The sequence below is a fragment of the Amycolatopsis tucumanensis genome (assembly GCF_021654135.1).
GTDB lineage: Bacteria > Actinomycetota > Actinomycetes > Mycobacteriales > Pseudonocardiaceae > Amycolatopsis_E > Amycolatopsis_E tucumanensis.
Window position 1 is genome coordinate 628,331 of record NZ_JAKGSD010000001.1, and the last position, 25,935, is coordinate 654,265.

The following is a 25,935-nucleotide window of genomic DNA, read 5'->3' on the forward strand; positions in this document are numbered from 1 at the left end:
GCAATGCAGCACGCCAACGCGCTGAACCGGTTGAACCGGCTGCCGATCGGCCGGTTCCACAAGATGACCCTGTTCGCGGTCGCGTTCGCCTACTTCTTCGAGTTCGCCGACATCAACAGCTTCGCGACCACCGCGCCCAAGCTGATCAAGCTGTGGGGCGTGACCGTCGACCAGGTCGCGTACGTGACCTCGCTGTCGTTCGTGGGCATGTTCTTCGGGTCGATCGTGGCGAGCACGATCGCCGACCGGTGGGGCCGCAAGAACGCGCTGCTGCTGACCACTGTGTGGTTCGGTGTGTTCTCGTTCGCGGCCGTGTTCTCCTGGGACATCGTGTCGCTGGGCGTGTTCCGCGTCCTGACCTCGGCGGGGCTGTCGGCGATGACGGTCGTCGCGGTCATCTACGTCAACGAGCTGTACCCGGCGGCGAACCGCGGCAAGTACCAGGCCTACGCGATCGTGATCGGCATCTGCGGCACGCCGGTGACCAACCTGATCGCGAGCGCCGTGGTGCCGATCAACGACTGGTCCTGGCGGCTGGTGTACCTGTGGGGCGCGCTCGGGGTGCTGCTGGTGCTGTTCACGCGGCACCTCAAGGAATCGCCGCGCTGGTACGAAAGCCGCGGCGACCACGCGAAGGCCGACGCGGTGCTACGGGAGATCGAGGCGCAGGTCGCCGCCGAGAAGGGCCCGCTGCCGGAGCCGGCGCCGCCGGTCGAGGAGGCCCCGGTGGCCAAGGCGCCGCTGCGGTTGCTGCTGCGCAAGAAGTACCTGATGCCGACACTGCTGCTGACCGTCCTGTGGGTGACCCAGACCATCGGGTTCTTCGGGTACTCGAGCTGGGCGCCGACGCTGCTGGCCAAGGAGGGCTTCAGCGTCGAGAAGTCGGTGTTCTACGTGGCGCTCACGACGGTCGGCGCGCCGCTCGGGTCGTACCTGGCCGCCCTGGTCACCGACCGGTTCGAGCGCAAGTGGTGCCTGGTGGTGTTCGGCACGGTCATCGCGCTGTGCGGGCTGTGCTACGGGCTGACGTTCAACCCGCTGCTGATCGTCGTGTTCGGGTTCCTGGTGAACCTGTTCGAGCGCGGCTACACCGCACTCGGGTACGCGTACTCGCCGGAGCTGTTCGACACCCGCGGCCGCTCCCTGGGCACGGGCGTGTCGTACGGCCTGGGACGGCTGTCGAACGCGGCGGGGCCGCTGATCGTGTCGTCGCTGTACAACGGCAGCGGGTACCAGGCGGTGTTCCTGTTCATCGCGGGGACGTGGATGGTGGGCGCGGTCGTGCTGGCGATCTTCGGGCCACGCACCCGGCCGGCGAAGGCCAAGGCGCGAAAGGCGGAGTCGGCCGAGGTCTGACCGGGGAAAAATGATCACTCGTCCGCGCGCGCGGCCGGTTAGGCTGCGCGCGAGAACGAGTGGAGGAGACGGTGGAGGAACGCGGATGGCGTCCGCGCTGGTGGCTGTTCGCGGTCTTCGCCGTGATCGCCGCGATGCACCTGGTCGCCGGCGGGTGGGATTCGACCGCCGCGGTGGGGCTTCCGGTGGGATTCACCGCGACGCTGGTGCTGGTGTTCGTCCGGCGGCTGCCGTCCTGGGTCACCGGCGAGTGGGAGTCACCGCCGTGGTCGCGCTCGTGGGTGCGGGCGAGCCGCAACCGGATGATCGTCGCCCTTCCGTTCGCGTTGCTCGGTGTGATGGCCGTCCTCATCGGACTGACCGAGCACCCGCCACACGGGACGGACGTGCTGTACGCCGCGTTCGCAGCCGCTCTCGCGGTGGGCCTGGTGGTGGTCCTCGTGGTGCGGTTGGGACGGGCCGTGCGCACGCTCCGGCTGCTCGCCGGTCCGCGAACCGCGCTTCCCGTCCGGTTCGACGACGGCTCCGGCGGGACGGGAACCGTGACTCTCCCGGACGGCACGCGGGCGTATTTCACGCTGCACGACAGTCCGCGCGAGCTGATCAGGGAGATCGAGCGCGCCGGCACGCTCCACGTCACCGCGGCCGCTCCGGGGAAGGTCCTGGCCGGACTTCCCGGTGGTGACGAGTTCGCCCGCGCGACCCTCACCCTGTGCTCATTGCCCCGGTCCTCGGTGATGCGGCGTCTGCGCCGGCGCACGGTCGCGTTCGCGGCCGTCGCCGCCGCGGGGGCCGGGCTCGAAGGCGCCGCGGCCGTCCTGATCGGCGGGGCTCTGCCGTGGGTGCTGCCGGTGCCGGTCCTGCTCGCCGTCGCGGCCACGGCGCTCTGGCGGGCCCGCGTCGCGCACGTGGTGCGGCTGCTCGCGGCCGGGCCGTGGACCTCGATCACCGCCGCGACCATGGCCACCGAGGTCGACGGCGGGCCGGTGTCCGGGTGGGTGGTGTTCCCGGACGGGCTGCGCGGTCGCTTCCACATCGAGCACTGTCCGCCGGACGTCGCGGCCGAGCTCCTGCGGCGGCGGCGGTTGTGGGTCGCGGGCGAGCCGCGTCCGGGCGACGTCGCGGTGGGCCTCCCGGACGGCGACACCGTCGCCGTCGCCTGGCTCGCCGTGAAAGACCGGCGCGCAACCCAGCCCGATCACCGGCGCTCCGGACCCCCGCACCCGGCCCGCGGCGACGGCACGCAACGCCGATCACCCCCGCTTCTGATCTCCGAACGGCTCGTCCCGCTCCCGCACCGCCGCGCGGAAACCCTCCGTCCGCGCCCGCTCCTGGAAGGCGTAACCCTCCCGGGTGTGCCGGGAGATCCCATCGAACACGGTGCTGATCATCGCCGAGTTGTGGATGCCCTGGGTGGTCAGCGCGCTGTTCAACGCCAGCTTCACCATCATCAGCTGGTTCACCGGCAGCAGCGCGATCCTGGCCACCAGCGCCTCGGTCACCTCGTCCAGCCGGTCCGCCGGCGCGGACTCCACGGCCAGCCCCCACTCGGCGGCCTGCCGCCCGGTGATCAGGTCGCCGGTGAAGAGCAGCCGCTTCGCGCGCTGGTCGCCGAGCCGGTGGGCCCACAGGCCGGTCGCGGGCACGCCCCACACGCGGGTGGGCGGGTAGCCGATCCGGGTGTCGTCGGCGGTCACGATCAGGTCGCAGTGCAGCGCGATGTCCGTGCCGCCCGCCACGCAGAACCCGTGCAGCTTCGCCACCGTCGGCTTGTTCGCGTGCAGCAGGCTGGCGTACCCGCGGTTGAACCGGCTCATCAGCGCGTAGTCGGCCATCGGGTCCCACTGCCGGGACGGGTCGTGGTTGCGTGCCTGCGCCGCCGCGTCCAGCACGGTCCCGGCGCGGTCCTGGCCTTCCGGCGCCGCACCCTGCTCGGCGAAGATCGACAGGTCGTAGCCGCCGCAGAAACCCTTGCCCCGCCCGGAAACCAGGATCACGTGCACGCGCGGGTCGAGGTCGGCGCGTTCCACCGCGGCGGCCAGTTCGAACGGGGTGTCGGCGGTGATCGCGTTGCCCCGCTCCGGCCGGTCGAACGTGATCCGGGCGATCCGCCCGGTTACCTCGTAGGTCAGGGTCCGGTAGTCCCCGGCGTGCTGCCCGGGCTCGCCGAACAGCGGGTCCGGCCCCTCGGTCCACCCGTCCCGCCACGCCGCGGGACGCGAGCCTGCGTCATCGGTCATCACCCGACCGTAGCGTCAGCCGCGCACCGGCAGCAGCCGCACGACCTGCAGCGCCGTCGCCAGTTCGGCGACCGCCTTCGGATCGCCCAGCCCGCGGCCGGTCAGCTCCTCGACCCGCCGCAACCGGTAGCGCACGGTGTTGGCGTGGCAGTAGAGCCGCTTGCCCGCCTCCGCGGCGGACCCGGCGCAGGCGAACCACGCGTCGAGGGTGTCGACCAGCACCTTCCGGTCGGCGGGCGGCAGGTCCAGCAGCGGGCCGAACACCGTGCTCGCGACCCGCTCGGCCTCCCCGGGCGCGGCGGCGATCAGCACGGCCACCGGCGCGTCGTCCCAGGGCGCGACGTCGGCCCGCCCGGGCGGCAGGGTGCCCAGCGCCAGCCGCGCGAGCCGCAGCGCCCGCGGGGTTTCCCGCAGGTGCGGGTAGGCGGGGCTGAGCCCGATCCGCGCGGTGGCCCGGCCGCGCAGCAGGTCCGGCAGCCGCTCCCCCAGCGAGGGGTACGGCAGCGCCAGCACGCCGATGTGCTCTTCGGGCGAGAGCCGCCACGCCGAACGGATCCCGCCCGCCCGCAGCCGCGGCTCGATGCCGACCAGAGAGCGTTTTCCCAGCTCCGGGTTCTCGGCGGCCACGACCACGAAGCAGCCCTCGACCGGCAGTCCCAGCGTCTGCGCGGCCTCCCACAGGGTGTCCTGGCTGCCGAGCACACCGGTGAACAGCGCCTCCACCAGCATCGACCGCTCGTGCTCGCGTTCCAGCATGATCTGCGACGCGGTGTCCCGGTAGGCGTCGGCCATCGCGTCGGTGTAGGTGCCGACCAGCCGCCACACCGTCGCCGCGAAGTCGACCAGCACCCGGTCGTCCACCTCGGACGCCCGCGCCTTGGCCACCAGCGCGTCCCACAGGTGCGCGAACCCGACGCGGTAGGCCCGCACCACCTCCGGCAACGGGGCACCCTGCTGGGCGCGCTCGCGTCCGGTGGCCCACGGCGCGGACAGGTCGGGCGCGTGCTCGCTGACGAACTGCCGCAGGATCAGCTCGGCGTTGTCCCGCACCGACTGCCGCAGCGACCCGGCGGGCACCGGATCCCCGGCCTGGTAGAGCACGACCTCGCGGCGGATGCGTTCGGAAACCGCGTCGGCGAGGTCGTCGAGCTCGCCGAGCAGCGCGGTGACCAGGGCGTCGATGCCCGAGTTGTCCGTTGGCACCCCGGCAGCTTAAATGCGCCCGCTTTGTCCCCCGGCACAAAACCCCGCGGTGGTGAGTTGTCGCCGGGGACATGGGCTGCGGTGAACGGTTCACCGAGGATTGCGCCATCCGGCGCAATCCCGGCACCGCCGCCGGGCACGCGCCGCCCACCACAGGAGAACATCGATGCCACACGCTGACAACGACGTCGGCCGCCGGGCCTTCCTGGCCAGGATCGGGGTGCTGGGCGCCGCGGTCGCCGCCGGGAGCCTGCTCCCCGGGACGGCCACGGCCGCACCGCGACCGGTCCGCGCCGCGGGCCTGACCGACGTGGTCGCCGCCCTCCGCCCGGTGCTCGCCGAACTCGCGCGCGACACCCTCAACGGCCTGGTCGTGATGACCTGCCCCGGCCCGGACGCCTACTCCCGCGCCCAGGGCACGCCACGCACCGAACCGGGCGCGCTGGAGGCCAGGGCCACCGACTTCCTGATCAAGGCGCTCGACGAGTACGTCCCGTTCCCGGACCAGCTCGCCACGCCGCTCACGCAGAGCCTCGCCACCGGGCTGTCCGGCACACCACTGCCGTCCACGCTGCTGGATCTGCCGCTCAGCAGCGTGCGGACCCTGGACGCGGCCCTGCGCACGCTGCTGGAGAACGACGACACCCTGCCGCTGTCCTCGGTGATCGCGATGCTGCTGAACCTGGTCGCCACCGAAGTGAACCCGCTCGCGCTCGGCGGCGCGTTCCTCTCCCCGTTCGCGCGGCTGTCCTACGGCGACAAGTGCCGCGTCTTCGAACAGCTCGAAGGCCCGCACGCCGGCCTCGTCGCGCTGCTGGACGCGAACCTGCCCGAGCCGCTCCGCGCCTCGGTGTCCGGGGTCCTGCGGTTCGTGGCCGGTGCGGTGCTGGAGTTCGCCGCCTACGGCAGCAGCTGCGAGTGGGCGGTGTTCGACCGGGCCACGAAGACGATCAGCGCCCGCCCGGTCGGCTGGCAGCTGTCCGGCTACCAGCCGCACGGCGTGGTGCACGGCTGGGACGACTTCCTCGGGTACTACCAGGGCCGCACGAAGGTGGAGAACGTCTGATGCGTGACGTCATCGTCATCGGCGCCGGGGCGGGCGGCTCGGTGGTCGCCAAGGAACTGGCCGGCCGCGGCCTGGACGTGCTCGTCCTCGAAGCGGGCGGGTACGCCGACCCGGAGACCGACTGGACCCACTACGAGAACGACGCGAACAACCCGCTCACCGGCTTCATGCGGTTCGGGCCGTCGGACCGCACCCGGCCGGCGTGGTTCCGCGAGACCCCGCAGAACTCGCTGCTGTGGCAGCTGGCCGGGGTCGGCGGCACCACCCAGCACTACTTCGGCAACTCGCCGCGCGCCTACCCGGGCGTGTTCGCCGGCTACGACGGCCGCGACGCCGGGGCCTACGACACCGCGCACCTGTTCCCGTTCACCTACGCCGACCTGGTGCCCTACTACGAATGGGTCGAGGCGACGCTGCCGGTGCACACCGCGGCGATGGGCACCAAGGAGTCGGTGTTCCTCCGCGGCTGCGAGAAGCTCGGCATGGCGCTGCAGACCACGAAGACCACGACCGGCGACTCCTACCGGCCGCAGGAGAACGCGATCCTGCCGCCCGGCGGCACCGCGGGCCGGTTCAGCGGGCACGACGACCCGCGCGTGCAGTGGCCGCTGGCCACCGGCTGCACCTTCTGCGGCTACTGCTTCCAGGGCTGCAAACACCCGGCGGGCGCGCCGCGCACCATGGCGGCCAAGCGGTCCGCGGACAACTCCTACATGCCGATGGCGCTGACCGCCGACGCGTGGTCGCCGCACGGCAAGCCGGTCTCGCTGGTCACCGACGCGTTCGTCACGCGCATCCGGTCCGAGCAGCGCGGCGGCGAGACGGTCGCGACCGGCGTGTCGTGGCGCTCGGTCACCACGGGCGAGGAGCACACCGAGGACGCCCGGGTGGTGGTGCTGTCCGCTGGCTGCACCGAGAACCCGCGGCTGTGGTTCAACAGCGGGCTGCCCAACCCCAACGACTGGGTCGGCCGCGGCTACACCGACCACTACTTCGACTGGGTGATCGGCCTGTTCGACGACTACACCGGGTCGACCAAGGGCGCGGCGTCGGCGGCGCGGGCGGACTTCCCCGGCCGCGGCGGCATCATGAACGTCGGGCTGCCGCCGGCGATCCAGCAGTTCGCGCTCACCTTCTCCGACAGCGGGATCCGCGGGCAGTACGGCAACGGGCGCGGTTTCACCGGCCCGTGGGACGGCCCCACCGGGCGGCTGATGGGCGAGGAGCTCAAGGAGGTGCTGACCCACGGCGCGGACCGGTTGTTCAACATCCTGGTGATGACCGACGACGACGTCGAGCCGCACAACCGGGCGACGTTGTCGGCGCTGCCCGCGGACGAGCACGGGCCGGTGGCGAAGGTCGAGGTGCGGCAGCGGGCGCGCTCGGCGCGCACGGTGGCGAACCGGGAGTTCCTGGCGCGCAAGGCGGTCGAGGTGGTCCGCGCGGCCGGGGCGCGGAAGGTGTTCCGGATCGACTGGCCGCCGCTGATCCTGCACGTCCACTCGTCGATGCGGATGGGACTGTCCGAACGCGACTCGGTGCTGGACGACGCGGCCGAGGCCCGCTGGGTGCGGCGCCTGTTCGTCGCCGACAACTCCGCGCTGGCCAACGCGCTGGGCGGCCCCAACCCGACGCTGACCAGCCAGGCCGTGGCGACCCGCACGGCGGAGCAGATCGTGCGGCGCTACTTCGGCGGCGACGGCTGGGTGCGCACGGAGTCGCCCGTGGTGTCCACGGAAGCCCGCGTCACCCGGCGATTCGCGCAGGTGGCCGCGGCCTGAGCGCGGCGGCCGCCGGGGAGCAGGGGCCCCGGCGGCCGCCCACACCCGGCACCGCCCCACGCGCGGGATCCGGAGGACCCGGCACCGGGCGCCGCGACCCGCAGCCCGGGCCGCCCCGCCGGACGCACCACCCGCGACACCACAGCACCCGCACCACCGGCAGCCCACCACCCCACCACCACCCGGCCGGGCGACACAACACCAAACCCCGACCCCGCCGCCCGCCGCATGTCGAGAACCCGGCGGCCGCTCCGACCTGTCCGTGGAAACCACCGCGGACCGGAAGGACCTGGCATGACCCACGCGATCCCGGCGAGGGCCGGACGGCGGGAGTGGCTCGCGCTCGCCGTGCTCGCCCTGCCCACCCTGCTCGTCTCCATCGACGTCTACGTCCTGCTGCTCGCCCTGCCGCACCTGGCCGCCGACCTGGGCGCGAGCAGCGTCGAGCAGCTGTGGATCACCGACGTCTACGGCTTCCTCATGGCCGGGTTCCTCATCACGATGGGCACGCTCGGCGACCGGATCGGCCGACGGAAGCTGCTGCTCATCGGCGCGGCCGCGTTCGGGGCCGCCTCGGTCGCCGCCGCCTTCGCGTCCACCCCCTTGGTGCTGATCGCGGCGCGCGCGGTCCTCGGGGTGGCCGGGGCTGCCCTCGCGCCGTCCACGATGTCGCTGATCCGCACCCTCTTCCGCGACCCGCGGCAGATGGGGCTGGCGATCGGGCTGTGGGGCCTGTGCTTCTCGGCCGGGGCGGTGATCGGCCCGGTGGCGGGCGGCGCCCTGCTCGCGCACTTCTGGTGGGGCTCGGTGTTCCTGCTCGGCGTGCCCGCGATGGCGCTGCTGCTCGTCGCGGGCCCGGTCCTGCTGCCCGAGTACCGCGACCCGGACGCCGGAAAGCCGGACCTGGTCAGTGTCGCGTTGTCGCTGGCCGCGGTGATCCCGGCGATCCACGGGCTCAAGGAACTGGCCCAGGACGGCTGGCGGCCGCTGCCGCTGGCGAGCCTGGCCGCCGGAATCTGCTTCGCCGTCCTGTTCGCCCGCAGGCAGCGCCGCCTGGAAAACCCGCTGCTGGACCTGCGGCTGTTCGCGAACCGGTCGTTCAGCACGGCGCTGGGCGCGATGATGTCCGGCACGCTGCTGATCGGCGCGCTGATGCTGTTCATCACCCAGGACCTGCAACTGGTCGAAGGACTCTCCCCGCTCGGCGCGGCGCTGTGGATGATGCCCGCGATCGCCGCCAACACCGTGTCGTTCGTCGTGTCGCCGGTCCTCGCCCGCCGGTTCCGGCCCGCGTACCTGATCAGCGGCGGGCTCGTGATCTCGGTGTGCGGGCTGGTCGTGCTCACCCGGACCGGCGCCGCGTCCGGGCCGGGCGCCGTGGCGACCGGGTTCGCGCTGATCTTCCTCGGCTCCGGCCCGCTGGTCACCCTCAGCACCGGCCTGATCATGGGCTCCGCGCCCGCCGAGAAGGCCGGCTCCGCCGCCGCCCTCAACGAGACCAGCGGCCAGTTCGGGTTCGCGTTCGGGCTCGCCGCGCTCGGCAGCATCGGCGCCGCGGTCTACACCAGCCGCTTCACCCCGCCGGAGGCCGTCCCCGCCGGGGCCGCCGGGGCCGCGCGGGAAAGCCTCGCCGACGCGGTCACCGCCGCCCGCGACCTGCCCCCGGACCTGGCCGCGGCGCTGCTCGCCCCGGCGCGCGAGGCGTTCACCGGCGGGCTGCACCTGGTCGCCGCGATCAGCGCCGCCGCGCTCGCCGTGGTGGCCGCGCTGATCGTCCGCCTGCTGCGCCACGTTCCGCCGACCGGCGCAGCGGAGTCCGTTGTGGACACCCGGACGGACCTTGACGCTCCGCGCGGGTGAGCACTACCGTTTCCGCACCCGTCAACTGAACACCGAGGTGAGCCCGTGGACTCCGACAGCACCCGGCTGCACCAGCTCGGCTACGCCCAGGAACTCAGGCGGACGATGTCGGGGTTCTCCAACTTCGCCGTGTCCTTCACCATCATCTCGATCCTGTCCGGCTGCCTCACGCTCTACGGGTTCGGCCTGGACACCGGCGGGCCGGCCGCGATGATCTGGGGCTGGCCGCTGGTCGGGGTGTTCGTGGTGCTCGTCGGCCTCGGCATGGCGGAGGTGTGCTCCAGCTACCCCACCGCGGGCGGGCTCTACTACTGGGCGGCGAAGCTCGCGCCGCGGCGCTCGGCCGCGGCCTGGTCGTGGTTCACCGGGTGGTTCAACCTCATCGGCCAGGTCGCGGTGACCGCCGGCATCGACTTCGGCGCCGCGTTGTTCCTCAACGCGTTCCTGGACCTGCAGTTCGGGTTCGCCGCGACGCCGGGGCACACGATCCTGCTGCTGGCGATCATCCTGGCGGTGCACGGGCTGCTGAACACCTTCGGCGTGCGGCTGGTGGCCGTGCTGAACAACGTCAGCGTGTGGTGGCACCTGGCCGGCGTCCTGGTGATCGTCGGGGTGCTGGTGTTCGTGCCCGAGAAGCACCAGTCCGCGTCGTTCGTGTTCGGCCACTTCGTGAACAACACCGGCTGGGGTTTCGCGCCGTACGTGTTCGCGCTCGGGCTGCTGGTCGCGCAGTACACGCTCACCGGCTACGACGCCTCGGCGCACATGACGGAGGAGACGAAGAACGCGGCGACGGCCGGACCGCGCGGGATCGTCAACTCGATCCTGGTGTCGCTCGTCGCGGGCTGGATCCTGTTGCTGGGCCTCACGTTCGCGATCCAGGACTACGACGGCGCGGTCAACTCGCCGACCGGGGTGCCGCCCGCGCAGATCTTCCTCGACGCCGCGGGCGCGACCACCGGCAAGTTCCTGCTGCTGATCGCGATCGGCGCTCAGCTGTTCTGCGGGATGGCGTCGGTGACGGCCAACTCGCGGATGATCTACGCGTTCGCCCGGGACGGCGCGATCCCGGGTTCGGGGGTGTGGCACCGCATCAACAAGCGCACCCGCACGCCGACGAACTCGGTGTGGCTGGCCGCGGCCGGCGCGCTGGTCCTCGCACTGCCCTACCTGTGGAGCGCCACCGCCTACGCCGCGGTCACCTCGATCGCCACCGTCGGGCTGTACGTCGCCTACGTCATCCCGGTGTTCCTGCGGGTGCGCAAGGGCGCGGAGTTCGAGCGCGGACCGTGGCACCTGGGGCGGTGGGGCCGCCCGGTCGGCGTCGTCGCGACCGCGTGGGTCGCGGTCATCTTCGTGTTGTTCATGCTTCCGCAGGCGTACCCGGTCACGGTCGGCACGTTCAACTACACGCCGATCGCGTTCCTCGTCGTGCTCGGCGGCGCGGCGGTGTGGTGGTTCGCCTCGGCGCGCAAGTGGTTCACCGGCCCGAAGGTGCAGGGCACGCCCGCCGAACTGGCGGCCGTCGAAGAGGATCTGCGGGCGGTGTGACGATGCGATACGGGTTCGTGGGCGCGGGCGAGATCACCGCCGCGATCGTGGAGGGCCTGAGCACGGGCGACGATCCGCCGGAGGTGTTCCTGTCACCGCGCGGGCGCGCCGTGTCGGCCGCGCTCGCCGAGCGGTTCCCGAACGTGCGGGTGTGCGCGAGCAACCAGGAGGTGCTGGACCACGCGACGGTGGTGGTGCTCGGGGTGCCCGCCCCGGTCGCGCGGGAAGTGCTGGTGGAGCTGGCGTTCCGGCCGGAGCACGTGCTGGTCAGCGCGACGTCCGGGGTGCCGGTGGAGCGGCTGCGCGCGTGGTCGGCGCCGGCCGGGGAGGTGGTCCGGTCCATTCCGCTCCCCCAGGCCACGCGGCGCCGCAGCCTGACCGTGGTGTACCCGGAGAACGCGGCGGCGCGCGAGTTGTTCACGCGCGTGGGCAGTGTGCTGGTGCCCGGCGACGAGGCGGCGCTGGAGACGTTCCTCGGCGCGACCGCGACGTTCGCCGCGCACCTGGACTACCTGGCGACCGTCGTGCACTGGATGGCGGAGCAGGGCGTCGACCACGACGCGGCGAACGCCTTCGTGACGCACGTCTTCGGCGAGCTGGGCCGTTCGCTGCTGGAACGGCCGGACTCCCTGACCGTGATGGCCGGCAGGCACACCACGCCGGGCGGCCTGAACGAGCAGTTCCGCGACGACCTGCGCGGCGACGGCCTGCCGGACGCGGTGCGGCGCGCGCTCGACCGGATCCTCGCCCGCGTGCGGAAGTGACCGCCGGTTTTGACCGGTGCGCCCGGCGCGGGCAAGATCGTCACCAGGCCGAGTGGTGACGAGGGGGAAGCGTGTCCGGCATCCACGACATCGAGGTGGTCGTCTTCGACGTGCTCGGCACGCTGGTCGACGAACCGTCCGGCCTCCGCGCGGCGATCCGCGAGGCGGTACCGGCGGCCGGGGACGAACTCCTCGCCGTGTGGCAGGAGCACATCGAGACCGAGCAGGCACGCATCGGGCGGGGTGAACGCGCCTACGCCGGCTCCGAGGTCCTCGACGCCGAGGCCGCACAGCTGGTGGCCGGCCGCGCGGGGATCACCGATCCGGCGGTGATCGCCCGGCTGGCCACTGCCGGACAGCGGCACCCCGCGTGGCCCGACTCCGTCGCCGGTCTCGACCAGCTGTCCCGGCGGTTCCCCGTGCTCGCCCTGTCCAACGCCGGCCACGCCGCGCTGCTGCGGCTCAACGCGCACGCCGGGTTGCGCTGGCACCAGGCCCTGTCCAGTGCCGACGTGCGGGTGTACAAGCCGGCGCCGGAGATCTACCGGCACGCCATCGACGTCGCCGGTTGCGCGCCGGACCGGGTCCTCATGGTCGCCGCCCACGCCTGGGACCTGCGCGGCGCCCAGGCGGTGGGCATGCGGACCGCCTACGTGCACCGCCCGGTCGGCGACCCGCCCGCGGAGTCCGACTCGTTCGACCTGCGGGTGGACGGGCTGGACGGCCTGGTGACCGCGCTCAGCAGGCCGCCTGCTTGACCAGCAGCGCGATCCGCTCCCCGACCTCGGGGGACGGCTCGGTCAGGGCGAAGTAGGTCGGCCACATCGCACCGTCGTCGAGAGCCGCTTCGTCGCTGAAGCCGAGCGTGGCGTAGCGGGACTTGAACTTGCTCGCGCTCTGGAAGAAACACACGACCTTGCCGTCCCGGGCGTAGGCGGGCATGCCGTACCACAGCTTCGGCGCCAGGTGCGGGGCGCTGGCCGCCACGACCGAGTGCAGGAGTTCGGCCAGCACCCGGTCGGACTCGGGCATCCCGGCGATCTTCGCCAGCACGTCGCGCTCGGCCTCCGCCGCCTTGTCCGCGGCGGACTTGCGGCGAGCCTCCTTCTTCACCTCCTGGGCGTGCTCCTTCATCGCGGCGCGCTCTTCGGCGGTGAAGCCCTGGTACGTGCTCAAGGTGGTCTCTCCTCTGGTTCGCAGGTGTGCGGGTGGTTCGTGCAGGCACATCAGGACAGCGCCGCGGACGTGGTGGCTTCCCAGGCGAACCCGTCCGGGTCGGTGAACGAGCCGCCGTCACCGCCGATCGCGATGCGGTGCGCGCCGCTGCCCTCCGGGGGCACCCCGGCGTCCTTGGCCAGCGCGCGGCGGCGGTACAGGCCCAGCTTGATCGGGCCCTCCCCGGCGGCGAACTCGACGTACATGCGGGCGAAGCTCTTGGCGACGGTGAAGCCGTGGCCGGTGTAGAACTTGCGGCTCGCGGCCACGTCGGACGCGCCCAGCAGCAGCACGATGTTCTGCACCTCGCGGGACGGCGGGCGGGTGTCCTTCTTCGCCGGGGTGGCGACCTTCCAGATCGTGCCGTCCGGGGCCTGGACGACGCCGCCGCAGCCCCACATGTTCTTGGCGACCGGCTTGAGCACGGTGGCGCCGGCGTCCACTGCGGACTGGAACAGCAGCTCCACGTCGGCGGGCTGGGACACGATGAGCGAGAGGGTGAAGCCGCGGAAGCCGGTGGTCTGCTCCTGGGCCGCCCGCAGGCGGAGCCGGGAGCCGAGCCCGAAGGCGGCGGTGTAGAAGCGCTCGGCGGCCGCGATGTCGGCCACTTCCAGGGTGATGGTGTTGATCGAGGTCATGTCAGGAACGTTATTCGCGGCGCCCTGACCTGCGCTTCTTGATTCCTGACCGGTTCTACGGCGGGTCGCCGACGACCTCCCGCAACTGGTGCCGCCCGCTCACGCCGAGCTTCGGGTAGGCGTTGTGCAGGTGCGAGCCCACGGTGCGCGGCGAAGTCGCCGCCCAGGTAGCGGAAGCGGTGCACCACGGCGATTCGGCCGCCTCGTCGAGCAGCTCCGTGGCGTCGGCCCACCGGCCGGTGTCAATCATCGCCGAGGCCAGCGCCGGGACGTGTTCCGGTCGATCTTCGCCGCCGACGTCGACGAAGACCTCGCCCGCGTGCTGGCCGTGTCGCAGCGCCCGCTGGCCGCGGCCGCGTTCGGTGAACCCGCGTCCGCGGCGGCGTGGCGGACCAAGCCGTCCTGGGGTGTGGTGTCCACTTCGGACACGACGATCAACCCGGAGGTGGAGCGGTTCGGCTACCAGCGGGCCGGCATGATGACCGTCGAGATCGACTCCTCGCACCTGGTGATGCTGTCGCACCCGGCCGAGGTCGCCGACGTCATCCGCAAGGCGGCCGCCGCCGTGTAGTGAGCGCCGCCCGCGCGCGGATCAGCAGCGCGCGGGCGGCTGCCGCGGCGGTGATGCCGAACGCCGCGGCCGGAACCCAGTCGCCCCACCGGACGTACGGGGTGGCGCCTTGGTACAGCGGCACGTCCACGACGAAGACGCCGCGCTCGTCCGGCGGCATCCAGGCCAGCCGCCTGCCCTCGGCGTCGAACGCGGCTGACGTGCCGTTCAGTTCGACGAGGACCGCGGACCGTCCGGACTCGACGGCGCGGACCGCTTCGGCGCTCGCCTGCTGCGGCTGCGCCCAGGTGCCGTGGAACGACGTGAGCGAGCCCTGCACGATCGTCATGTCGGCGCCCAGGCGGACGAGCTCGCGGCGCAGGTCGGGGAACATCGACTCGTAGGAGATCAGCGGGCCCGCCCCGGCCTCGCCGATGCGCAGGATCGCCGGCGCGCCGCCCGGGGCGCGGTCCTCCTCGGCGATGCCGGTGCCGCGCAGCACGCCGCCGAGCAGGGGGCGCAGCGGCACGTACTCGCCGAACGGGACCAGGCGGCGTTTCTCGTACGTCCCGGCCAGGCCGTCCGGACCGTACTGCTGGGTGGTCTTGCGAATGCGCCCGTCGGCGGCGCGGGCGTCGACGTTGACCAGCACGTCACTGTCGGCCGCGGCGGCCGCCGCGCGCAGCCGGGCGACCGCGCCGGGGCGCGTGGCCGGGTCGAAGGGGGTGCTGCTCTGGCCCCAGACGACGACGTCCTGCCCCGTGGCGCGGCGGGTCAGCTCCAGGTGCGCGGTGAACCGTTCCTCCGCGCCGTGCACCGGACCGGGCTGCACACCCGCGACGCGGAGGCTGCCGGTGGGCACGGGATCGGGCCGCAGCAGCCCGTAGCCGAGGACCAGCGCGAAGATGCCGAGGGCCAGGCCTGCCCCGAACGTCCGCGCGGGACCCGGGAGCACCGCGACGGCGAGCCCGACGTTGACGGCGACGATGACGAAGCCGAGCAACCAGACGCCGCCGAGCGAGGCGAGCGCGAGGAGCGGCCGCGCCGGCCACTGGGTGAGCCCGAGCAGCCCCCACGCGCCGCCCAGGTGTTCCCAGGAGCGAACCGCCTCGACCGCGACCCACACCGACGGCAGGACGACAGCGGCGAGCGCGGCGCGGCCCGCGGTCGGTTCCCGCAGCAGCCGGTGCGCCACAACGCCGAACGGAACCCACAGCAGGCCGCCGACGAGCCCGAGCACCGGGGCGAGCAGCCCCACGTGCGGCAGCACCCAGTGGAAGAAGGCGAGGAAGAACCCGGCCCCGGCGAGGAAACCGCGCCAGAGCGCCTCGCGGACCGAGCCCGCCCTGGCGAGCAGCACGAGCAGCGGAACGAGCCCGGCCCACGCGAGCCACCACAGGGCCGGCGCGGGAAAAGCGAGTACCAGCAGGCAGCCGCTCGCCACCGCGAGCCCGCGCACGAGCCAGCGGCGCACCCACATGCGAGCACGCTAGCTCGCGCCGGCCTGTGGAGCTGGAAGAATTCCGAAGGGGTTCCGGCGCCGCCGCGCGACAGGGGTCTGACAGCGCGACGCCCGGTGCTGGTTCACGGGACCGCCATCCCCGCATGCGGTAGCAGGACGCGGCCAGGCAGCGGCCACCGCGCTCAGCCCAGTACCCGCTCGGCCAGGCCCCGCACCACGACGCGCATCGGGTCGGTGGGCCTGCGGAACACCCGCGAAACCAGGTCGGTGTGCTCGTCGTCGAGGGCGATGTACTGGGTCTCCGCCCGCACGCCGAACGCCAGCACCGCCGCGGGCTCGGCCATGGCGCGCGCGGCCACGATCAGGAAGTCGTAGGCGGTCGCGTCGTCGGCCTCGCCGGCGGACTCGGCGTTGGTCACCGACTGCGCCCAGTAGTAGAGCGCGTCCGCGGCCCGGCCGCGCCGCAGCATCGCCGTCCCGGCGAGGTCCAGCACGCCGTACTTGCGGGGGCAGCTGCGCAGCCCCTCCTCGATCACCTCGAGTTCCCGGTCCGTGCCCAGGTAGGCCCGCACCAGCCAGCCGTACACGGTGTCCAGGCCGGCGTAACGCTCGTCGGCGGACAACTCGCCGGCCAGCCGGTCCATCTCCGCCGCCGAGCGCACCGCCACGATCCGGCGCAGCGTCGCGTCGTCGAGCATGCGGGGCTCGTCGTGTTCCGGGAACGCCGGGGTCAGGCAGACCGCGGCGTACTCCGGGCTGTCCGGGGCGAGGTCCTGGCGCCGCCACACCTCCAACGGCCACCGCGGCACCCCGGCCGTCGAAACGGGCCGCCGCTGCGCGGCGCGGTTGCGCTTGAACCTGCCGAACACGCTGACCTCCCGGTGTGGAAATGCCGCCCCATCCTCGCGCATCGCGAAGCTTCGCGGCCAGGATTCCGGCGGATGGCGTGCTTGACCGGGCGCAGCGTGGGTACCCGGTTCCGTCAACCCGGAAGGAGGACCCGATGTCGACGAGCGAGACCGGGCAGGTCACGGGCACCCAGGACAAGGACTACAACATCATCTGGTTCGTCGAGGCCTGCCTCAGCAACGCGCTGCGCCTGGAGCAGTACATCGCCGACGCCGAGCGGGACGGCGACAGCGAACTGGCCGAGTTCTTCCGCCGCGCGCAGGGTGAGAGCCGCAAGGGGGCCGAGCAGGGGAAGGCCTTGCTGCGTCAGCGCCTCGCCGACGGGGGCACGTCATCGGTCGACGAGACCGGTCTCGGGCCGACCGACGAGGCGGTCGGCTGACCGCCCGGCGCGCACGCGTCCAGGACGTGCACGACCTGGCCATGGCGATGCCGCACGTCCAGCGCGTCGAAGGCACCCGGGGCAGGCCCGTCTACCAGGTCGGCGGGCGGTCGTTCGTGTTCTTCCGCAACCCGCGCCCGGACGCGGCCGATCCGGTGACGGGCGAGCGCTACCCGGACGTGATCGTGTTCTGGGTCGGCTCCGAGGCCGACAAGGAAGCCCTCGTCGCCGACGAGCGCTCGCCGTTCTTCACGACGCCCCACTTCCGCGGGCACCCGTCGGTGCTGCTGCGGGAGGCGCATGTCGGCCGGCTGGACTACGACGAGCTGGCCGAGATCGTCCAGGACGCTTGGCTGGCCCGCGCGTCGCCGCGCCGGGCCAGAACCTGGCTCGCGGCGCACGGGCTGTCCACTTCGGACTAGCCCGCGAGCGTCACACATCGAAGCGGCGGTCTGCCCTTCCGGGCCACCGGGGATCACCGCCGCGAGCCGGGCGGGATCAGCGCCCAGCGGCCGCTGCCAACTCCAGCGCCTGGTGCCACCTCCGGCAGCTCCTCCACCACCTCCACCACCGCGCACGGAGCAGCCGCGGCCGAACCGCGGCGGCGGTTCCCCGAAGGCGGGCGCGATCAGCGCCCAACCGCCGGCGGGGCGCTCCAGCGCCTGCAGCGCCGCCAACTCGGGGAGCTCCTTCGCCCAGCCAGCACCGGCGGCGGCCAGCAACTCCAGCGCCCGGCGCCAACTCCGGCAGGCCCCAGCCGCCGCCAGCGCCTCCGTCAGCCCGTCAGCGCCCAGCCGCCGCAGGCAACTCCAGCGCCTGCAGCGCCGCCACGAGCGGCGCCAGCTCCGGCAGCTCCTCGGCCGCCGCGAGCGCCTCCGTCAGCGCCCGGTCGTGCGTGGGCCGCGCGGCGTCCAGCAGCTCCCGGCCCGCAGCGGTCACCTCGGTGTAGATCCCGCGCCGGTCGGTCGGGCACAGGTAACGCTGCAGCAGCCCCCGGTCCTCCAGCCTGCTGACCAGCCGCGTCGTCGCGGACTGGCTCAGCACGACGGCACTGGAGAGCTGGTTCATGCGCAGGTGGAAGCCGTCCTGGCGGGACAGCACCTCCAGCACCGTGTACTCGCTCACGGACAGCTCGTGGTCGCGTTGCAGCGCGCGCTCCAGCCGGTCCTCGATCCGGGCGTGCAGCGCCGCCAGGGTCCGCCAGCCGTGTGCGCGGGCTTCGACCGCGTCGTCGGGCAGTGACACGCTTCACCTCTTCCTCGCAGGCCCCCAGTCTACTTGCCTGCTAGTCTAGCCGTCGTTGGCAATAACCGGCGTGTGCAACTATTGCGAAAGCGGGTAGTTGTCCACGCTGATCCCCCAAGCTCTCACGAGGAACCACATGCCTGTCGCCCTCATCGCGCTGGCCATCGCCGCCTTCGGCATCGGCACCACGGAGTTCGTGATCATGGGCCTGCTGCCCGAGGTCGCCACCGACCTCGGCGTCTCGGTGCCCACGGCCGGACTCCTGATCTCCGGTTATGCCCTGGGCGTCGTGGTCGGCGCGCCCCTGCTCACCGCGCTCGGCTCGAAGGTGCCGCGCAAGACGGTCCTCACCGGCCTGACGGTGTTGTTCATCGCGGGCAACGTCGTCTCCGCGATCGCGCCCGGATACGGTCTGCTCATGACCGGCCGCGTGGTCGCCGCCCTCTCGCACGGCGCGTTCTTCGGCGTCGGCTCGGTCGTCGCCGCCTCGCTCGTGCCGAAGTCCCGCCAGGCGAGCGCCATCGCGATCATGTTCACCGGCCTGACCGTCGCCAACGTGCTCGGCGTGCCCGGCGGCACCGCGCTGGGCCAGCAGCTCGGCTGGCGCTCCACGTTCTGGGCGGTGGCCGGCCTCGGCGTGATCGCCCTGCTGGGCGTCGTCGCGCTCGTCCCCCGCCAGCCCGTCACCGAGGGCCAGAGCCTGCGCAGCGAGCTGGCCGTGTTCCGGCGGCCGCAGGTGTGGCTCGCGCTGGCCATGACCGCGCTCGGCTTCGGCGGGGTGTTCGCCTCCTTCACCTACATCGCCCCGATGATGACCGGCGTCGCCGGCTTCTCCCCCGGCGCGGTGACCTGGCTCCTCGTGTTGTTTGGCGGGGGCCTGGTGGTGGGCAACCTGCTCGGGGGCAAGGCCGCCGACCGCGCGCTGATGCCGAGCCTGTACGTCATCCTGGCCGCGCTGGCCGTGGTGCTCGTCGCGTTCGTCTTCACCGCGCACGCGCAGCTGCCCGCCGCGGTCACGATCGCGTTGTTCGGCGCCGCCGGGTTCGCGACCGTGCCGCCGCTGCAGGCACGCGTCATGGCCAAGGCCGGCGACGCGCCGGCACTGGCGTCGGCCGCGAACATCGCGGCCTTCAACCTCGGCAACGCGGGCGGCGCCTGGCTGGGCGGGCTCGCGATCAGCCACGGCCTCGGCTACACCGCTCCGAACTGGATCGGCGCGGTGCTGGCCGCCGCCGGGCTCGGCGTCGCGCTGGTCTCCGGCGCGCTCGACCGGCGCCCGGCCGCCCGGACGCAGCCGGAGATCCCGGCCGTCCACTGATGAACGACAGCGAAAGGAAAGACATGACCGCCATTCCCACGGTCGAACTGAACAACGGCGTCCACATGCCGCAGGTGGGCTACGGGGTCTTCCAGGTCCCCGCGGACGAGACCACCCAGGCGGTCACCGCGGCCCTGGAGGCCGGATACCGCAGCATCGACACCGCGACCGCCTACGCCAACGAGGCCGCGGTCGGCAAGGCGCTGGCCCAGTCCGGCATCGCCCGCGAGGAGCTGTTCGTCACCACCAAGCTGTGGAACTCCGACCATGGCTACGACGAGACGCTGCGCGCGTTCGACAAGAGCATGGCCGACCTGGGCCTGGAGTACCTGGACCTGTACCTGATCCACTGGCCGGTCCCGGAGGCCGACCGCTACGCCGACACCTGGCGCGCGTTCGAAGCGCTCTACTCCGACAGCCGCATCCGCGCGATCGGCGTGTCCAACTTCCAGCCGCACCACCTGGACCGGCTGGCGCAGGAGAGCCAGATCGTGCCCGCGGTCAACCAGATCGAGCTGCACCCCTACCTGCAGCAGGCCGAGCTCCGGGAGTACCACGCCCAGCACGGCATCGTGACCGAGGCGTGGAGCCCGCTGGCCAAGGGCGGCGAGCTGCTCGGCGAGCAGGCGATCACCGCGCTCGCGGACAAGCACGGCCGCACCCCGGCGCAGATCGTGCTGCGCTGGCACCTGCAGCTGGGCAACGTCGTGATCCCGAAGTCGGTCACGCCGTCCCGGATCAAGGAGAACCTCGACGTGTTCGGCTTCGAACTCGACGAGAACGACCTCGCCGAGCTGGCGAAGCTGGAGAAGGGCCTGCGCACCGGGCCCGACCCGGACACCTTCAACGTCCGCTGACGCCGGAACACCCGCGGCCGGGCCGCCGCTACCGGCGGCCCGGCCGGTCCCGGCGCAGGCTCGTGGCCAGCACGGCCGCCTGGGTGCGGCGCTGCATCCCGAGCTTGTGCAGCAGCCGCGACACGTAGTTCTTCACGGTCTTCTCGGCCAGGAACATGCGTTCGGCGATCTCGCGGTTGGTCAGTCCCTCGCCGATCAGGTCGAGCAGTTTGCGTTCCTGCTCCGACAGCCGCGCCACGGCGCCGGACGGCGCGGCCTCGTCCCGGATGCGGGACATCAGCGCCGAAGCGGCCCGGTTGTCCAGCAACGACTTCCCGGCCCCGACCTGCCGCACCGCCGACACCAGTTCCATGCCCCGCACGTCCTTCACGACATATCCGCCGGCGCCGGCCAGTATCGCGTCGAGCATCGCCTGCTCGTCGGTGTAGGACGTGAGGATCAGGCAGTGCAGCTCCGGCATCCGGGACCGCAGCTCCCGGCACAGTTCGATGCCGCTGCCGTCGGGCAGCCGCAGGTCCAGCACCGCCACGTCCGGCCGCGCCGCCGGGATCCGCGCCAGCGCCTCGCCCATCGTCGAGGCCTCGCCCACCACGGTCAGCTCCGGGTCTGCGTCCACCAGGTCCGCGACTCCGCGCCGCACCACCTCGTGGTCGTCGACCAGGAAGACCGTGATCATCCCCTCACCTCATCGGTAGCGACGGCGGTCCCGCAGCGGATCGGTCTCGAGCATGACGGCCTCGAACTTCTGCAGGCTCACCGTGAAGACCAGGATGACGATCGGTACGAGCAACATCAACCACAACATTCGCGCCCACCCCTGCTCAGCGTTCGTTGCTCACCGGCTACCCCGCCGGGTGGACCGCTAACCCGTGTCGTTACTCATCGGATACGCGACGCGTGGCCGGCCCACGCCTGGTCACGCAGCACGTATTTCTGGATCTTGCCGGTGGAGGTCTTGGGCAGCGGGCCGAACACCACCCGCCTGGGTGCCTTGAACCGCGCGATCCTCCCCCGGACGAACTCGACGATCTCCTCGGCGGTCGCCGACGCCCCCTCCTGCAGGGTCACGAAGGCCGCGGGCACCTCGCCCCAGTGGTCGTCCGGCACCGCGACGACGGCGACCTCCAGCACCGCCGGGTGGTCGGCGATCACCTGCTCCACCTCGACGCTGGCGATGTTCTCGCCGCCGGAGATGATCACGTCCTTGCTGCGGTCGCGCAGCTCGACGTAGCCGTCGGGGTGCATCACGCCGAGGTCGCCGGTGCGGAACCAGCCGTCCGGCGCGGCCTGCGCGGTGGCGTCGGGATCCCGGTAGTAGCCCAGCATGACGTTGTTGCCGCGCACCGCGATCTCGCCGGTGGTCACGCCGTCGGCGGGCACGTCCGACCCGTCCCCGGTGACGACCCGGGCCCGGCAGGACACCAGGTTTCCCACGCCCTGCCGCGCCTTGAGCCGGGCCTGCGCGGCGGTGTCCAGCGTGTTCCACTCCGGACGCCAGTCGCAGATCATGATCGGCCCGAACGTTTCGGTGAGCCCGTACAGGTGCGTGACGTCGAAGCCCAGTTCCCCCATGCGGCGCAGGATCGCCGGGCTCGGCGGGGCGCCCCCGGTGGCGACGCGAACCGGGTGCGCGACCGGCGCGGCCTCCGGGGCGTAGGCGAGCATCGACAGCACGGTCGGGGCGCCGTTGAGGTGCGTGACGCCCTCGTCGCGGATCAGCCGCCACACCAGGGCCGGCTCGACCTTCGGCAGGCAGACGTGCGTCGCCGCGGCCGCGGTCACCGCCCACGGGAAGCACCAGCCGTTGCAGTGGAACATGGGCAGCGTCCACAGGTGCACCGACGACGGCGAGAGCCCGGTGTGCCCGACCATCGCCAGCGCCTGCAGGTACGCCCCGCGGTGGTGGTACATCACGCCTTTCGGGCGACCGGTCGTGCCCTAGGTGTAGTTGATCGACAGCAGGCCGCGCTCGTCGCGCGGCGCCTCGGCCCGCGGTGCCGCGCCGGCGAGCAGCCCCTCGTACTCCTCCCCCGCGCGGATCACCTCGACCGGCCTGCCCAGCCTGTCCAGCACCTCGGCGACGAGTTCGTCGAACACCGGGGCGTGCACCAGCACCGCGGCCTCGCAGTGGTCCAGGATCCAGGCGATCTCGCCGGCGGACAGGCGCGTGTTGACCGCGACCAGCGGCACCCCGGCCCACGGCACCCCGAAGTTGGCTTCCAGCAGCACGTGCGTGTTCGGCGCGAGCACGGCGACCGGCCGCTTCCGCGCGAGCGGCGCGAGCGCCCCGGCCAGCCGGCGGCACCGGTCGGCGAACTCGGCGTAGGTGAACCGCCGCTCCCCGTCGACCACCCCGACCCGGTCACCGTGGGCCGCCTCCGCCCGGTCCAGGAAGGACACCGGCGACAGCGGCTCGAAGGACAGCTCCGTCACGCGGTCGAGCGTAACGCCCGCGAGATCGTTTCCGCTGCGGTCGAAATCCGCGGTAGAACCGGTCCATGACCGAGCGCGGCCGCAGCGTGCTGGCGATCCCGGTGCCGGCCGCCGACCCGCTGCTGGCACGTGCGGCCGAACTGTCGCCGGCCGCCCGCCGGGGCCTGCCCGCGCACATCTCGCTGCTGTACCCGTTCCGGCCGGCCGCCGACCTGGACGAGGCCACCGTCACGGCGCTGGCCGAACTGCTCGAACGGCAACCCGCGATGGAGGTCCGCTTCGAACGCTGCCACCACCACGACGGGTTCGTGTACCTGCGGCCCGAGCCGCTCCAGCCGCTGACCGGGCTGATCGCGACCCTGCGGCGGCGGTGGTCCGCGGTCCTCCCCCAGGGCAGCCGGTCCGGCGACGACGTCGGCGCGCACCTGACCGTCGCGATGGGCGCGAGCCCCCGGGAGGCCGCCGCGCTGGTGCGGTCGGTCGAGGCCACGCTGCCACTGGCGGCCCGGCTCGCCGAGGCGTGGCTCGCCGTCTTCGACGGCGTCTCGCAGCCGCGAGACCAGTCCCGGCTCCGGAGCCCCGCCCGCTAGACCGGATCTAGCGGCCGATCTAGCGCCTACCGGTCGAGAACGGGAGGAGGCCGCCATGGAGGACGTCCTGAGGGTCCTGGTCCTGATCGGGAGCACCCGGGAGGGCCGGGCCGGTCAGCAGGTCGGGCAGTGGTTCGCCCGCACCGCCGGCGAGCGCGACGACCTCGACGTGTCCGTGGTGGACCTGGCGGAGTTCGACTTCCCGGCCCGCTACCCGGCCCGCGCCACCCCGGCGATGACGGCCTTCACCTCCCGGATCGACCGCGCGGACGCGTTCGTCGTCGTCACCCCGGAGTACAACCGCAGCTTCCCGGCCTCCCTGAAGCAGGCGATCGACTTCGCCTACGACGAGTGGCAGGCCAAACCGGTCGCGTTCGTGTCCTACGGGTGCAGCTGCGCCGGGCTGTACGCGGTCGAGCAGCTGCGCGTGGTGTTCACCGAGCTGCACACCGTGACACTGCGCAACACCGTGAGCTTCAACCTCTTCGACATGGGGCCCGACGGCGGCCCGCGCGACGAGGCCGTCCGCCACGCGGCCGGCCCGATGCTCGACCAGCTCGTCTGGTGGGGCACCGCGCTGCGCGCCGCCCGCCGGGCCCGCCCCTACGTGGCGTGAACAAGGAAGGAAGGACCATGAGCGACCTGGCGATCGAAACGTCCGGGCTGGTCAAGGTGTTCGGCAAGACCCGCGCCGTGGACGGCGTGGATCTGGCCGTGCCCGCCGGCACCGTGTACGGCGTGCTCGGACCGAACGGCGCGGGCAAGACCACCGCGGTGCGGGTGCTGGCCACCCTGCTCCGGCCAGACGGCGGCCAGGCCAGGGTGTTCGGCCACGACGTGCTGCGGGAACCGGACGCGGTGCGGCAACGGGTGAGCCTCACCGGCCAGTACGCCTCGATCGACGAGGACCTGACCGGCATCGAGAACCTCGTGCTGCTGGGCCGCCTGCTGGGCCACCGCAAGCCCGCCGCGCGGCGCCGCGCCGACCAGCTGCTGGAGGCGTTCGGGCTGACCGACGCAGGCGGCAGGCAGGTGAAGAACTACTCCGGCGGCATGCGGCGGCGCATCGACATCGCGGCGAGCATCCTGCGCACCCCGGACGTGCTGTTCCTGGACGAGCCGACCACCGGACTGGACCCGCGCAGCCGCAACCAGGTGTGGGACATCGTGCGGATCATCGTCGCACAGGGCACCACGGTCCTGCTCACCACCCAGTACCTCGACGAGGCCGACCACCTCGCCGACCGGATCGCGGTCATCGACCACGGCAAGGTGATCGCCGAGGGCACCCCCGGCGAGCTGAAGGCCTCCGTCGGCGCCGGCTCGATCCACGTCCGCCTGCGCGACGGCGCCCAGCGCGCCGAGGCCCAGCGGGTGATGGCCCGCGCGCTCGGGTCCACTGTGGAGCTCGGCGGCGACCCGGTGTCGCTGACCGCGCGCATCGGCGGCGGCGAGTCCGACCTGGGCGCGGCCGAGCACGCCGCCCGCGCGCTGGCCGAACTGACGCAGGCCGGCATCACCGTCGACGACTTCGCCCTCGGCCAGCCCAGCCTCGACGAGGTGTTCCTGGCCCTGACCGACCACCCCGCGGAAGAGGAGGCAGCGGCATGACCGCGACCACGACCGACACGACCCCGGCCTACACCCCGGCGGCCGAAAGCCTGCACGCCGTGCTCGACGCCGGCGAGCAGCCGCAGCGGCCCAGCGCGCTGTCGGCGTCGCTGACGTTCGGCTGGCGGGCCATGCTGAAGATCAAGCACGTGCCCGAGCAGCTGTTCGACGTCACCGCTTTCCCGATCATGATGACGCTGATGTTCACCTACCTGTTCGGCGGCGCGCTGGCCGGGTCGACCACGCAGTACCTGCAGTTCCTGCTGCCCGGGATCCTGGTGATGAGCGTCGTGATGATCACGATGTACACCGGGCTGGGCGTGAACATCGACATCGAGAAGGGCGTGTTCGACCGGTTCCGCACCCTGCCGATCTGGCGGCCTGCCGCGCTGGTGGGCGCGCTCCTGGGCGACGTGTTCCGCTACAGCACGGCCTCGGCGGTCATCCTCAGCGTCGGGCTGATCCTCGGCTTCCGGCCGGCGGGCGGCGTCGGCGGCGTGCTCGCCGGCATCGGGCTGCTGCTGGTGTTCTCGTTCGCGTTCTCCTGGATCTGGACCATGTTCGGGCTGCTGTTGCGCACCGAGAAGTCGGTGATGAGCGTCAGCATGATGGTGCTGTTCCCGCTGACGTTCCTGTCCAGCGTGTTCGTCGACCCGGCCACGATGCCCGGCTGGCTGCAGGCGTTCGTGAACGTCAACCCGGTGACGATCCTGTCCGACGCGGTCCGCAGCCTGATGATGGGCGCCCCGGACGGCAGCGACATCATGTGGACGTTCATCGCCAGCGGCGCGCTGCTCGCGGTGTTCGGCACGCTGACGATGCGGCTCTACAACCGCAAGTGACACGGAACTGTCGCCCCGCCGGCCTGCGTGGCGGTGCGGGTAGCGGAGCGAGTTGCGGGCGT

24 protein-coding genes and 2 pseudogenes are annotated in these 25,935 nt (G+C 72.6%); 16 read left to right on the forward strand and 10 right to left on the reverse strand.

Features of this window, described 5'->3' with window-relative positions; all coding sequences use genetic code 11:
* Positions 1-3: 3 nt before the first annotated feature.
* Positions 4-1,356, forward strand: a complete 1,353-nt coding sequence (locus tag L2C96_RS03195; protein ID WP_237335039.1) for an MFS transporter — start codon at positions 4-6, stop codon at positions 1,354-1,356.
* Between the two features lie 1,253 nt (positions 1,357-2,609).
* Here L2C96_RS03195 and L2C96_RS03200 read toward each other — a convergent pair.
* Together L2C96_RS03200 and L2C96_RS03205 are read right to left on the reverse strand one after the other, a co-directional pair.
* The gene (locus L2C96_RS03200) at positions 2,610-3,596 is read right to left on the reverse strand and encodes a crotonase/enoyl-CoA hydratase family protein (RefSeq protein WP_020419150.1); all 987 of its coding nucleotides are present in this window, start codon (positions 3,594-3,596) and stop codon (positions 2,610-2,612) included.
* Positions 3,597-3,611: 15 nt separating this feature from the next.
* Entirely contained in the window at positions 3,612-4,799 is a 1,188-nt protein-coding gene (locus tag L2C96_RS03205; RefSeq protein ID WP_237335040.1) for a PucR family transcriptional regulator, read from the reverse strand.
* A 166-nt stretch (positions 4,800-4,965) separates the two neighbouring features.
* Here L2C96_RS03205 and L2C96_RS03210 point away from each other — a divergent pair, with 166 nt between their 5' ends.
* From L2C96_RS03210 to L2C96_RS03235, 6 genes are all read left to right on the forward strand, one after another.
* Positions 4,966-5,865 carry a hypothetical protein gene (locus L2C96_RS03210; RefSeq protein ID WP_237335041.1) on the forward strand — a complete coding sequence of 300 codons (900 nt, stop codon included), beginning with the start codon at positions 4,966-4,968 and terminating at the stop codon, positions 5,863-5,865.
* Positions 5,865-7,646 (forward strand): GMC family oxidoreductase N-terminal domain-containing protein, encoded by a 1,782-nt coding sequence (locus L2C96_RS03215; RefSeq protein ID WP_237335042.1) that lies wholly within the window; start codon positions 5,865-5,867, stop codon positions 7,644-7,646. Before L2C96_RS03210 ends, L2C96_RS03215 begins: the two co-directional genes overlap by 1 nt.
* A 294-nt stretch (positions 7,647-7,940) precedes the next feature.
* Complete coding sequence (locus L2C96_RS03220) at positions 7,941-9,506, forward strand: MFS transporter (protein ID WP_237335043.1); 1,566 nt, start codon at positions 7,941-7,943, stop codon at positions 9,504-9,506.
* Between the two features lie 45 nt (positions 9,507-9,551).
* Positions 9,552-11,057: an amino acid permease gene (locus L2C96_RS03225; protein WP_020419145.1), complete on the forward strand. Its 1,506-nt coding sequence runs from the start codon at positions 9,552-9,554 to the stop codon at positions 11,055-11,057.
* A 2-nt stretch (positions 11,058-11,059) separates the two neighbouring features.
* Positions 11,060-11,821: an NAD(P)-binding domain-containing protein gene (locus L2C96_RS03230; protein ID WP_237335130.1), complete on the forward strand. Its 762-nt coding sequence runs from the start codon at positions 11,060-11,062 to the stop codon at positions 11,819-11,821.
* A gap of 71 nt (positions 11,822-11,892) precedes the next feature.
* The gene (locus L2C96_RS03235; RefSeq protein WP_237335044.1) at positions 11,893-12,579 is read left to right on the forward strand and encodes a haloacid dehalogenase type II; all 687 of its coding nucleotides are present in this window, start codon (positions 11,893-11,895) and stop codon (positions 12,577-12,579) included.
* On the opposite strand, the gene L2C96_RS03240 is transcribed toward L2C96_RS03235, so the two are convergent.
* The 3 genes from L2C96_RS03240 to L2C96_RS03250 are packed head-to-tail and all read right to left on the reverse strand — an operon-like array spanning position 12,560 to position 13,924.
* The gene (locus tag L2C96_RS03240) at positions 12,560-13,048 is read right to left on the reverse strand and encodes an iron chaperone (RefSeq protein WP_237335045.1); all 489 of its coding nucleotides are present in this window, start codon (positions 13,046-13,048) and stop codon (positions 12,560-12,562) included. The two genes, L2C96_RS03235 and L2C96_RS03240, sit on opposite strands and share 20 nt — an antisense overlap.
* Entirely contained in the window at positions 13,048-13,674 is a 627-nt protein-coding gene (locus tag L2C96_RS03245) for a VOC family protein (protein ID WP_020419141.1), read from the reverse strand. The genes L2C96_RS03240 and L2C96_RS03245 overlap by 1 nt, the downstream gene beginning before the upstream one ends.
* Positions 13,675-13,729: 55 nt before the next feature.
* Complete coding sequence (locus L2C96_RS03250) at positions 13,730-13,924, reverse strand: hypothetical protein (RefSeq protein ID WP_237335046.1); 195 nt, start codon at positions 13,922-13,924, stop codon at positions 13,730-13,732.
* Between L2C96_RS03250 and L2C96_RS03255 the strand changes: the two are divergent.
* Positions 13,913-14,245, forward strand: a pseudogene (locus L2C96_RS03255) (alpha/beta fold hydrolase); the annotation flags it as partial. The gene L2C96_RS03250 and the pseudogene L2C96_RS03255 sit on opposite strands and share 12 nt — an antisense overlap.
* Here L2C96_RS03255 and lnt read toward each other — a convergent pair.
* Positions 14,217-15,704 carry an apolipoprotein N-acyltransferase gene (gene lnt / locus L2C96_RS03260; RefSeq protein WP_237335047.1) on the reverse strand — a complete coding sequence of 496 codons (1,488 nt, stop codon included), beginning with the start codon at positions 15,702-15,704 and terminating at the stop codon, positions 14,217-14,219. The pseudogene L2C96_RS03255 and the gene lnt sit on opposite strands and share 29 nt — an antisense overlap.
* A 164-nt stretch (positions 15,705-15,868) precedes the next feature.
* The gene (locus L2C96_RS03265) at positions 15,869-16,555 is read right to left on the reverse strand and encodes a hypothetical protein (protein ID WP_237335048.1); all 687 of its coding nucleotides are present in this window, start codon (positions 16,553-16,555) and stop codon (positions 15,869-15,871) included.
* Between the two features lie 134 nt (positions 16,556-16,689).
* On the opposite strand from L2C96_RS03265, the gene L2C96_RS03270 reads away from it, so the two are divergent.
* Together L2C96_RS03270 and L2C96_RS03275 are read left to right on the forward strand one after the other, a co-directional pair.
* A complete protein-coding gene (locus L2C96_RS03270) occupies positions 16,690-16,977 on the forward strand; it encodes a hypothetical protein (protein ID WP_237335049.1) in 288 nt (95 codons plus the stop codon).
* A gap of 26 nt (positions 16,978-17,003) precedes the next feature.
* Complete coding sequence (locus L2C96_RS03275) at positions 17,004-17,399, forward strand: MmcQ/YjbR family DNA-binding protein (RefSeq protein WP_020419133.1); 396 nt, start codon at positions 17,004-17,006, stop codon at positions 17,397-17,399.
* Positions 17,400-17,760: 361 nt separating this feature from the next.
* Here the strand turns inward: L2C96_RS03275 and L2C96_RS03280 are convergent, their stop codons facing one another.
* Positions 17,761-18,222: a MarR family winged helix-turn-helix transcriptional regulator gene (locus tag L2C96_RS03280; protein WP_017982288.1), complete on the reverse strand. Its 462-nt coding sequence runs from the start codon at positions 18,220-18,222 to the stop codon at positions 17,761-17,763.
* 136 nt (positions 18,223-18,358) lie between these two features.
* Here L2C96_RS03280 and L2C96_RS03285 point away from each other — a divergent pair, with 136 nt between their 5' ends.
* Together L2C96_RS03285 and L2C96_RS03290 are read left to right on the forward strand one after the other, a co-directional pair.
* Positions 18,359-19,540 (forward strand): MFS transporter, encoded by a 1,182-nt coding sequence (locus tag L2C96_RS03285; protein WP_237335050.1) that lies wholly within the window; start codon positions 18,359-18,361, stop codon positions 19,538-19,540.
* A 23-nt stretch (positions 19,541-19,563) separates the two neighbouring features.
* Positions 19,564-20,397, forward strand: a complete 834-nt coding sequence (locus tag L2C96_RS03290) for an aldo/keto reductase (protein WP_237335051.1) — start codon at positions 19,564-19,566, stop codon at positions 20,395-20,397.
* A gap of 28 nt (positions 20,398-20,425) precedes the next feature.
* Here L2C96_RS03290 and L2C96_RS03295 read toward each other — a convergent pair whose 3' ends face one another.
* Both L2C96_RS03295 and L2C96_RS03300 read right to left on the reverse strand, forming a co-directional pair.
* On the reverse strand, positions 20,426-21,073 hold the full coding sequence (locus L2C96_RS03295) for a response regulator (RefSeq protein WP_020419129.1): 648 nt from the start codon (positions 21,071-21,073) through the stop codon (positions 20,426-20,428).
* A 203-nt stretch (positions 21,074-21,276) separates the two neighbouring features.
* Positions 21,277-22,830 (reverse strand): annotated as a pseudogene (locus L2C96_RS03300) (AMP-binding protein).
* Between the two features lie 65 nt (positions 22,831-22,895).
* Between L2C96_RS03300 and L2C96_RS03305 the strand changes: the two are divergent.
* From L2C96_RS03305 to L2C96_RS03320, 4 genes are read left to right on the forward strand one after another with little or no spacing between them, the layout of a single operon-like run.
* Positions 22,896-23,420, forward strand: a complete 525-nt coding sequence (locus L2C96_RS03305) for a 2'-5' RNA ligase family protein (protein WP_237335052.1) — start codon at positions 22,896-22,898, stop codon at positions 23,418-23,420.
* A 55-nt stretch (positions 23,421-23,475) separates the two neighbouring features.
* The gene (locus L2C96_RS03310; protein ID WP_020419125.1) at positions 23,476-24,036 is read left to right on the forward strand and encodes an NADPH-dependent FMN reductase; all 561 of its coding nucleotides are present in this window, start codon (positions 23,476-23,478) and stop codon (positions 24,034-24,036) included.
* Between the two features lie 17 nt (positions 24,037-24,053).
* On the forward strand, positions 24,054-25,031 hold the full coding sequence (locus L2C96_RS03315) for a daunorubicin resistance protein DrrA family ABC transporter ATP-binding protein (RefSeq protein ID WP_020419124.1): 978 nt from the start codon (positions 24,054-24,056) through the stop codon (positions 25,029-25,031).
* Complete coding sequence (locus tag L2C96_RS03320) at positions 25,028-25,873, forward strand: ABC transporter permease (RefSeq protein WP_237335053.1); 846 nt, start codon at positions 25,028-25,030, stop codon at positions 25,871-25,873. The genes L2C96_RS03315 and L2C96_RS03320 overlap by 4 nt, the downstream gene beginning before the upstream one ends.
* The last annotated feature ends 62 nt before the right edge of the window (positions 25,874-25,935 follow it).

What these genes read in the sequence shown, in the direction of transcription:
- L2C96_RS03195 (WP_237335039.1), top strand. Translation starts at nt 4, where the DNA reads ATGCAGCACGCCAACGCGCTGAACCGGTTGAACCGGCTGCCGATCGGC.
- L2C96_RS03200 (WP_020419150.1), bottom strand. Translation starts at nt 3,596, where the DNA reads ATGACCGATGACGCAGGCTCGCGTCCCGCGGCGTGGCGGGACGGGTGG.
- L2C96_RS03210 (WP_237335041.1), top strand. Translation starts at nt 4,966, where the DNA reads ATGCCACACGCTGACAACGACGTCGGCCGCCGGGCCTTCCTGGCCAGG.
- L2C96_RS03215 (WP_237335042.1), top strand. Translation starts at nt 5,865, where the DNA reads ATGCGTGACGTCATCGTCATCGGCGCCGGGGCGGGCGGCTCGGTGGTC.
- L2C96_RS03220 (WP_237335043.1), top strand. Translation starts at nt 7,941, where the DNA reads ATGACCCACGCGATCCCGGCGAGGGCCGGACGGCGGGAGTGGCTCGCG.
- L2C96_RS03230 (WP_237335130.1), top strand. Translation starts at nt 11,060, where the DNA reads ATGCGATACGGGTTCGTGGGCGCGGGCGAGATCACCGCCGCGATCGTG.
- L2C96_RS03240 (WP_237335045.1), bottom strand. Translation starts at nt 13,048, where the DNA reads ATGTGCCTGCACGAACCACCCGCACACCTGCGAACCAGAGGAGAGACC.
- L2C96_RS03245 (WP_020419141.1), bottom strand. Translation starts at nt 13,674, where the DNA reads ATGACCTCGATCAACACCATCACCCTGGAAGTGGCCGACATCGCGGCC.
- L2C96_RS03250 (WP_237335046.1), bottom strand. Translation starts at nt 13,924, where the DNA reads ATGATTGACACCGGCCGGTGGGCCGACGCCACGGAGCTGCTCGACGAG.
- lnt (WP_237335047.1), bottom strand. Translation starts at nt 15,704, where the DNA reads ATGTGGGTGCGCCGCTGGCTCGTGCGCGGGCTCGCGGTGGCGAGCGGC.
- L2C96_RS03270 (WP_237335049.1), top strand. Translation starts at nt 16,690, where the DNA reads ATGTCGACGAGCGAGACCGGGCAGGTCACGGGCACCCAGGACAAGGAC.
- L2C96_RS03285 (WP_237335050.1), top strand. Translation starts at nt 18,359, where the DNA reads ATGCCTGTCGCCCTCATCGCGCTGGCCATCGCCGCCTTCGGCATCGGC.
- L2C96_RS03290 (WP_237335051.1), top strand. Translation starts at nt 19,564, where the DNA reads ATGACCGCCATTCCCACGGTCGAACTGAACAACGGCGTCCACATGCCG.
- L2C96_RS03295 (WP_020419129.1), bottom strand. Translation starts at nt 21,073, where the DNA reads ATGATCACGGTCTTCCTGGTCGACGACCACGAGGTGGTGCGGCGCGGA.
- L2C96_RS03305 (WP_237335052.1), top strand. Translation starts at nt 22,896, where the DNA reads ATGACCGAGCGCGGCCGCAGCGTGCTGGCGATCCCGGTGCCGGCCGCC.
- L2C96_RS03310 (WP_020419125.1), top strand. Translation starts at nt 23,476, where the DNA reads ATGGAGGACGTCCTGAGGGTCCTGGTCCTGATCGGGAGCACCCGGGAG.
- L2C96_RS03315 (WP_020419124.1), top strand. Translation starts at nt 24,054, where the DNA reads ATGAGCGACCTGGCGATCGAAACGTCCGGGCTGGTCAAGGTGTTCGGC.
- L2C96_RS03320 (WP_237335053.1), top strand. Translation starts at nt 25,028, where the DNA reads ATGACCGCGACCACGACCGACACGACCCCGGCCTACACCCCGGCGGCC.